Source organism: Streptomyces sp. NPDC022910, assembly GCF_055561075.1.
Map to the genome: position 1 here is coordinate 1 of NZ_JBVHHL010000123.1, position 7,333 is coordinate 7,333.

Annotated in this window: 8 protein-coding genes and 2 pseudogenes; 7 read left to right on the forward strand and 3 right to left on the reverse strand. The window is 67.1% G+C overall.

Annotated elements, in window-relative coordinates:
• The first annotated feature begins 247 nt into the window (after nucleotides 1-247).
• Both ACZ3TS_RS42125 and ACZ3TS_RS42130 read left to right on the forward strand, forming a co-directional pair.
• Entirely contained in the window at nucleotides 248-766 is a 519-nt protein-coding gene (locus tag ACZ3TS_RS42125; protein WP_467628298.1) for a DUF2231 domain-containing protein, read from the forward strand.
• A gap of 413 nt (nucleotides 767-1,179) precedes the next feature.
• Complete coding sequence (locus ACZ3TS_RS42130; protein ID WP_467628300.1) at nucleotides 1,180-1,335, forward strand: hypothetical protein; 156 nt, start codon at nucleotides 1,180-1,182, stop codon at nucleotides 1,333-1,335.
• Between the two features lie 395 nt (nucleotides 1,336-1,730).
• Here the strand turns inward: ACZ3TS_RS42130 and ACZ3TS_RS42135 are convergent, their stop codons facing one another.
• Nucleotides 1,731-1,922 (reverse strand): hypothetical protein, encoded by a 192-nt coding sequence (locus ACZ3TS_RS42135; protein WP_467628302.1) that lies wholly within the window; start codon nucleotides 1,920-1,922, stop codon nucleotides 1,731-1,733.
• A gap of 52 nt (nucleotides 1,923-1,974) precedes the next feature.
• Between ACZ3TS_RS42135 and ACZ3TS_RS42140 the strand changes: the two genes are divergently transcribed.
• The 3 genes from ACZ3TS_RS42140 to ACZ3TS_RS42150 all read left to right on the forward strand — a co-directional run bounded on the left by ACZ3TS_RS42140 (nucleotide 1,975) and on the right by ACZ3TS_RS42150 (nucleotide 4,099).
• A complete protein-coding gene (locus ACZ3TS_RS42140) occupies nucleotides 1,975-2,511 on the forward strand; it encodes a hypothetical protein (protein WP_467628305.1) in 537 nt (178 codons plus the stop codon).
• Between the two features lie 469 nt (nucleotides 2,512-2,980).
• Nucleotides 2,981-3,487: a Dps family protein gene (locus tag ACZ3TS_RS42145; RefSeq protein WP_467628308.1), complete on the forward strand. Its 507-nt coding sequence runs from the start codon at nucleotides 2,981-2,983 to the stop codon at nucleotides 3,485-3,487.
• Nucleotides 3,488-3,871: 384 nt separating this feature from the next.
• The gene (locus ACZ3TS_RS42150) at nucleotides 3,872-4,099 is read left to right on the forward strand and encodes a transposase family protein (protein WP_467628315.1); all 228 of its coding nucleotides are present in this window, start codon (nucleotides 3,872-3,874) and stop codon (nucleotides 4,097-4,099) included.
• Nucleotides 4,100-4,201: 102 nt separating this feature from the next.
• On the opposite strand, the gene ACZ3TS_RS42155 is transcribed toward ACZ3TS_RS42150, so the two are convergent.
• Nucleotides 4,202-5,437, reverse strand: a complete 1,236-nt coding sequence (locus ACZ3TS_RS42155; RefSeq protein WP_467628311.1) for a PP2C family protein-serine/threonine phosphatase — start codon at nucleotides 5,435-5,437, stop codon at nucleotides 4,202-4,204.
• A gap of 190 nt (nucleotides 5,438-5,627) precedes the next feature.
• On the opposite strand from ACZ3TS_RS42155, the pseudogene ACZ3TS_RS42160 reads away from it, so the two are divergent.
• Nucleotides 5,628-5,789: pseudogene (locus ACZ3TS_RS42160) on the forward strand (IS982 family transposase); the annotation flags it as partial.
• Here ACZ3TS_RS42160 and ACZ3TS_RS42165 read toward each other — a convergent pair.
• Nucleotides 5,789-6,153: pseudogene (locus ACZ3TS_RS42165) on the reverse strand (ISAzo13-like element transposase-related protein); the annotation flags it as partial. The pseudogenes ACZ3TS_RS42160 and ACZ3TS_RS42165 sit on opposite strands and share 1 nt — an antisense overlap.
• A gap of 202 nt (nucleotides 6,154-6,355) precedes the next feature.
• Here ACZ3TS_RS42165 and ACZ3TS_RS42170 point away from each other — a divergent pair.
• Nucleotides 6,356-7,102, forward strand: coding sequence for a phosphotransferase family protein (locus tag ACZ3TS_RS42170; protein ID WP_467628313.1), 747 nt, complete (start codon nucleotides 6,356-6,358; stop codon nucleotides 7,100-7,102).
• Nucleotides 7,103-7,333: the final 231 nt, after the last annotated feature.

Here is a 7,333-nt window from a genome sequence, read left to right on the forward strand (position 1 = left end):
TGGGTTCCCCCGAGACAGCTCTACGACGTCGGCATCGGTCCAGTGGCGAGCGTGAGCGAGGTCGCATCCGGGGCGTCGTCAGAGGTCGGGCAGGCCGAGGGCTTGGCGTTGCTGCGCTGTCTGGGAGAACGTGCGCGCCCCGGTGTTTCGGCATCTCTGGAAATGAGTCCACAGCCGTATCTGAGAGGAAGCTGAGAGATTCGTGTGCCAGTCTGGCGCCCCCCCCACCACACTCAGGAGCACCTCGATGAGTCTGATCAACGGGCTGCCCGCCCATGTCCTGCTGGTCCATATAGTCGTCGTGCTGGTACCTCTCACCGCACTGGCCTTGGTAGTGGCAGCACTGTGGCCACGCGCCGCCCGACGGCTGGGGCTGCTGTTGCCGCTGCTGGCCCTCGTTGCCCTGGTCAGCGTGCCGTTGACTACGCAGGCAGGCGAGTGGCTGGAACAGCATGTGAAGGACGACGCCCTTGTTCGCCGGCACACCGAGCTGGGTGACGGGCTGCTGCCGTGGGCCGTAGGTCTGTTCGTGCTGGCCGCGGTCGTGTGGTGGTCGGGGAGGCAAGCTCCGGCGGGGCCTGGGCGCGACGGCGGCATGCGCTGGTCGGTCCTGCCTGTGCGGATCGTCGTGGGGGTGCTTTCACTGGCCGTTGCCGTGGGTGCGGTCGTGGACGTTTACCGGATCGGCGACTCCGGAGCGAAAGCCGCCTGGCACGACACTTTCTCGAAGACGGCGACGGAGGCAAAGCGCGACTCCGACGCCTGATCCCGCGCGATCCCGCACAACCCAGCCGCCCCCTTCGAACGGCTTCGCAAGTTGGCCCAACTCGCGGCGAAACACGGGGCTTCGGAAAAGCTCGGTCAGGCCGAGGTAAGGATTGCGCAGGTCGCTTCTTGTTCATCCCGCGGCTCTACTCGCATAGACCTGGGTGGTGGCGTCATGCCCTCAGCTGCCTGGCACCCCACTGTCCGGGCCGATCCTGCGGGAGAACCCCATATGCGTCACTTCACCGCCACCATCAGCGCTCTGGCCCTCGGGGCCGCCGGTGTGATCGCCGCTTCGGCCGGCACCGCCCAGGCGTCGACCTGCTCCCACGCCTACTTGCCGCTGCCCGACTCCTCTTGTACACCCGGCGCCTACAACTCGGATGTCACCCAGTCGAACATTCACAGCACTATATGCGTGTCCGGCTGGACCGCCACCGTCCGCCCCCGACGTCGTACACCAATCCCCTCAAGGCTCAGGGCGTCATCGACTACGGCTACTCCGACACCGACATGCTGATGCCGAGGATGTCCCGAGTGCCGTCCACGGTCACCGCCATCACGACGTAGACCGGACGGTCTGCGACCTGGGGAGGACCGGGTGCAGGCTCCCGGCCGTAAAGCCCTGGTCCGTGAGCGGGCGGAATACTTCCGTCTCAAACGGCTCGCTCTTTCGCGTCGCGGTCAGCAGCTCCGCACAGGTGGGCATCGGCAAGCGTCTTGGTGGCGAACTTCTCCTGATGCTCCGTCCCGTCCACTTGCCAGCGGAGTGTTTTCGTCGCACAGCCAGCGCTTGTACCGTTCACGCCCCGCCAGCGGAAACTCAACAGTCGCGATCGGTAGGACAACAGCTTCTTAGGAGGTCCTCAGCTCAACTACAGCGTCCTCATACGAACGGCCAGCAGGCTCAGCACCAGTTGTCCCACGCGATCAGGAGCAGTCGTGAATGACCATGACCCGACAAGTCACTCGCCGGCCGGCTCGGCCCCGGCGACCATGGCCGTGCAAGCACGCCGCCCGAGGGTGCGGCGGTCGCTGTCGAAGAAGGGCGGATTGATGGTGGCCGCCGGGCTGACGTGTGCGTTGGCCGGACTGGCCACTGCCGGCACGTCCGCTGCGGCGGTTTCCTCATCGTCCGCGTTGCCCCTTTCTTCCACAGCCACATCCTCACCGACAGCAACGCCCAGTCGGCCCGCCGGTGGCGGGCCCGTGGCTGGGCCGTCTGCCGGGGGTGCGACCGGCATCGTCCAGACCACGTCCACGTCGGGCTTCACCCTGTCAACGGCAACGGGTGTGAAGGTAACCGTCGACGAGGCGTCCTCCACGACCTACAAGATGGGGACCCGCCGTGCCTCGGGGCGCGCCGTGAAGGAGGGTGCAAGCGTCCTCGTCCTGGGGACGGTCGACAGCGCGACCATCACGGCTACGAAGGTCATCGTGCAGCCCAAGGGTGACGGCGGAGTTGCGGCTGCCGAGGCGGCAGGGGTGATCCCCTTCAAGCAGGGGACGCCGTCACCGGTGAAGTCGGTCGGTCAGATCCCGGACTACACCGAGGGAGAGGGGACCATCGTCAGCGGAGCGGCGGCGGACAAGGCGACCAAGGCCGCGCAGGCCGTCGTCCCCGGAGGCATCAACGATCGGGTGGTGAAGCTGAGCAACGGCGAGTATGAGGTCCACAACATCAGCGTCAACTGGCCGCACCACATCTTCGTGAGCAAGAACTTCAAGGTCCTCGGCTACGAGTAGTCGCCGCGACAGTGCGCCGGTGCCCGTGACTGGCTTGGGTCCCCTGGCGGCGTGCCGCCAGGGGCAACCCGGCCTTCTGGACCCACGGCGCATCAGCGTTCGCCGAGCGGACCGAGGTCAGGATGCGGGCCGAGTTCCACAGGGCGGCCGACGCCCACGCCGGTCAACCTGGTCCGTGACTCGACTCGTTGTCCGCCTGGATACGGCGCCGACCGCTGCTGTTCGCGCTTGTTGGTGTCAGGCGCTGATGTCAGGAGAAAGGGCGCTCTTGACAAGTCCGATGTGGCAGCGGGGATCGGCGAGGCGAGGACTGTACAGGGCATGCCTGGCGGGGTAGCGCCGATGCAACCAGACGGGTGGACGGACGAATGTCCGGTGGCGGCGGAGAGGGATCTTCGTAGGCTTGATGGCGTCGGCCAACGGGCCTCCCGTTCCGCAAGCCCGCCCTCCCGCGCTCTCGAGGAGAGACATGACCGCTTCATCCGCCACTGGGGGCTCTCGCCGTTCAGAGAGCGATGCCGCCCAGTTCACGGCCTCGCCGCAGTTCGCCCGAGCCTTGCAACAAATCGTGGTGGACCTCGTTGAACTGCACCTCCAAGGGAAGCAGGCCCACTGGAATGTGGTCGGCCACAACTTCCGGGACCTGCATCTGCAACTGGATCAGGTCGTCGACGATGCCCGGGAGGCGGCGGACACCATCGCCGAACGTATGCGCGCACTCGCGACGTACCCGGACGGTCGTTCTGACACCGTGGCAGCGACCACCACTCTCCCTACGTTCCCTGAGGGCGAGCAGAGTGTAAGCACGGTTGTCGACCTCGTCACCGCACGCCTACGTGCCACCGTTGATACGCTGCGCACCCATCATGACCAGGTCGACAGCGAGGACCCCTCCACTGCCGATCTGCTGCACGCGATCATCGGTTCCCTGGAGAAGCACGCCTGGATGGTCAGCGCGGAAAACCGATCCGTCTGATTCCGATCCCCCTGTTGTGGCCCTTGTGGCGGCTCGCGTGCGCAGCGATTCCGAATCGGATGGCGTCCAGGGCCCGGCGGCGGCAAGATCGGCCGCTCGGCCGATGTTGCGGTGAGATCCGCGGACACTCCCTGAACACGCCGCGTGCGGAAGGTCGTCCGGCACCCGACGAATCCCGCCGAGCACGACATGCGTGTCCCGCACGGGAAGCCACCGGGCTGGTCACTCACAGACCTACCACCGCAACCCAATACCTCCCCCAGCTCCCATCCCGTCCGCCGTCGACCCACACACCGTGGAGCGGGCGTGGTTCCTTGTGTCATGCAGGTAGAGACGCGTGAGGATCTCCTGTGGCCGGCCCTGAACCTCAACGTGAGGCAACTCATGGCCGTCGACGGCCATGCGTTGGTCGACGCGGCGGGATGCGGCCCGCCGGGAAGGTGCCCCGAGTGCCAGCGCCCTGCCACGCGCGTTCACAGCCGCTATTGGCGTCACATCTCCGAGTTACCCGTCGACGGGCTGGGGTTGGTCGTTCGCTTGTACGTGCGCCGATTCTTCTGCGACCAGAGCCATGCCGACGCCGGACGTTCGTGGAGCAGGTGGCGGGCCTGATTGAGCCATGGCGCCGTTCCTCCACGGCGACACGGTCGGTGAGGGCGGTTGCGATGGAACTCGGCAGGCGGCCCGGCCAGCGTCTCTGCGCGAAGCTGCGACTTACGGCCGGCGGACCGCCTCGGTGGGGCAACTGGTGGCCCCGCCGGTGCCGAGCCGCTGCCACTCAACCATCAGGATCGTGGCATCGTCACTGAGTCGGCTTTGTCGGTGATCGAGGATGGCGTGGATGAGCAGGCGAAGCACCTCCTGAGCGGTCTGCCCGGCCGCAGTTGAACGGATGATGTAGTCGGTGAAGCGTTCCAGCCCGAATTCCTCGCCACCCTCGTTGCGCGACTCCACGACCCCGTCGGTATAGAGCAGGACCCGGTCACCGGGTTCGAGATTCGTCTCGTGCACCTGAGGCGGTGCCGCGGCCAGGTTGGCGGTCAGACCTAGCGGGGGCTCGGAGTCTCGCTCCAGGGCCTTGTGCAGCAGGCGGTCGTGGCGGATGAGCAAAGGCGGCGGATGGCCGCAGTTGCACCAGCGCAGCACACCGGTGGGCATATGCAGCTGGGTGAAGATGCCCGTGCAGAACTGGTCCGGAAGCCACTTCGCCAGTGCCTGGTCGACGGAGCTCACGAGTTCGGTCAGGTCTGCACCCTTACGCCGGGCGTTGCGGCAGCCCGCCATGGCTACCGAGGTGGCGATGCCGGACGCCAGGTCGTGACCCATGCCATCGAGGATCGTGGCATGCAAGAGGTCCTTGGTGAAGGAATGGTCGAAGGCGTCGCCGCCCAGGTCGTACGCGGGCTCCAGGACAGCGGTCGACACCACCTGCCCCGTACCGATCGAGCGCGGAGGGAGAAAGGCCCTCACCATCTCTGTGTGCAGTTGCATCGGACGGGACCGCATGCGCTGCGCGATGGTGTCGCTGTAAGCGCGTTTGGACGTGATCACCAGGGCGAGGACTGATGCCATCGTCTGGCAGCGCCGCAGCTTGAGCCCGTCGAGGGTTTCGGTCTGGATTTCCAGGACGCCAAGCCGCTCCGCTCCGTCGATCAGCGGTAGCCAAAGAGTCAGCCCGCCGAACTCCTCTCCCTCCACCCGCAGAGAGTCGGTGCGGTACACCCATCCGGCCAAGGAAGCATCGACCTCCAGGTCCGGCACTCCCTCGACCAGCGGAAGTAGCCACCTCTGCTGGAGATCGACCAGGTAGACGACGGCCTGGCCCACGCCCATGTCCTCGGCATACCGGTTCAGAACCCCCGAGAGCTCTTCAGGCGACGCCTGCTGGGCGGCCCTGACCAGCTCTATCAGTAGTCGCTCACCTGCCCCCGAGGGCAGACCCTCAGACACAATACGATCATCTCTGCGGCAGTGGGTCGCCGCAATCCGAAGCCTGGGCCACGGAGATCAGTGGGCGCTGCTTGATCACGTAGTCGACGCCACCTCGTCGGCAACTCTGACCGGTGCCGCAGGAGCCTGTATGTGCGGGAAGGGGCCCGTGGATGTGGCGAAGGAGTCCGACGTCGGTGTGTGAAGACAGCTGGACTCCCTCGCCGCCGCACTCTATGTGAAGACCGACGACTTGCTGAAGGATTGGCCGCAGTTGGCCCCGTGGCGGCCGGCCGTGGGCATCGCGCCCCAGCTCAGCGACGCGGAACTGGTGACCTTGGCGATGATGCAGGCAATGCTCGGCTTCACCTCCGCCAGCTTCCGGGTCGACTTCGTCGTCCACCGCAGCGGCGACATCGGATCACCCCGCTCGTCGGGCTCGACCAACGCCAGCAGCGCGGGCAGCAGCCCCAGGTCCAGCTCCCTTGCCTTCCTCCGGCCTCCGCCAGGGCGACGGACCCGCCCCAACGGCACCCGACCGGACTCCGGTTCAGCCGCCCCGCGCGAGACCGTGCCCTCCGCGCCCCGGCCACAGCGGCGACGAGCCTGATCCCGCCATGCCCCAACGACCGCGCTTCCGCCCCTATGGCCAAGCGGCGCTGACGCTCATCCAGGTGCGGCAACAACGCCTGGAACTTCGCGGCCAACACGGCCTCGATCCCCTCCGGTCTCCCCATACCAGAACAACGATCCCCGCAGCCGGAAGCCACGACTTATTTCCCGGCAAGTCCTTAGGACTCCTAACAAAAGTGGTGGGCTTGACCTGGTCAGAGGTCGGTGTCGTGCACGAGGCCGCTGGGTAGCGGGAGGCGGTCAGCCGCGTAATCGCACGCGAAAACCCGGCGACGTCGACGGTCATCCCCGGGATACTGGTCGCCCATGGATGAGGTCAAAGTCGTCGTCGCCCATTCCGAGCGCGCGACTCTGCGGGTCGGCGACGTGTTCCTGAAGGTGGACGCCGATCAGGCGCGCATCGACGTCGAGGTCGAGGCGATGTCCCTCGCGCCGGTCCCGACCCCGGAGGTCCTGTGGCGCAAGCCGCCCGTGCTCGCGACCGCCGCACTCCCGGGGACGACGCTCGGGCGCCTCGGCGGGCCGTCGACCGAGTCGCCGGCGGCGTGGGCCGCGGCGGGCGCCGCCATCCGGAAGCTGCACGACGCGCCGCTGCCGTCCCGGCCGGGCCGGGCCGGCCGGAGCATCGTCGCGCTGGCGGCGGAACTCGACGACGAGTGCGAGTTGCTCGTGACGAACGGCGTCCTGCCCGCCGACCTGGTCACCCGCAACCGCCAGGTCGCCGAGGCCGCGCTCCGGCCGTGGACTCCGGCGTTCACGCACGGCGACCTGCAGATCGCGCACGTCTTCGTCGACGGCGACGAGGTCACGGGCATCATCGACTGGTCCGAGGCGGGCCAGGGTGATGCCCTGTACGACCTCGCCACCTTCACGCTCGGACACGAGGAGCACCTCGACGATGTCATCGCCGGCTATGGCATCGACATCGACCTCGACGTGATCCACGCGTGGTGGTCGTTGCGAAGCCTGCTGGGGGTTCGCTGGCTGGTCGAGCACGGCTTCGACCCCTCCGCGCCGGGCTGTGAGGTCGACGTGCTGAGATCCCGGATGTGAGGCTGCGCGGGCCCGACTGCCACGTATGCGTTCTGACGCATCGAGCAGGCCATCCCCTGGGGCGCATCGCCTGCCCTCACTCTCAACAAAGTGCGGTGCGCAGTCGTCGCCAGCGGATGACGGCGCAGCCGAGGGTTGTCGGCGGCGGCTGAATCGTGACCCTCTTTGGGCGGTTGAGTTCTGACCCAGTCTTCAGTTGGTCTTGTCAGTTGTTGCCTTGGCTGGTCGGGA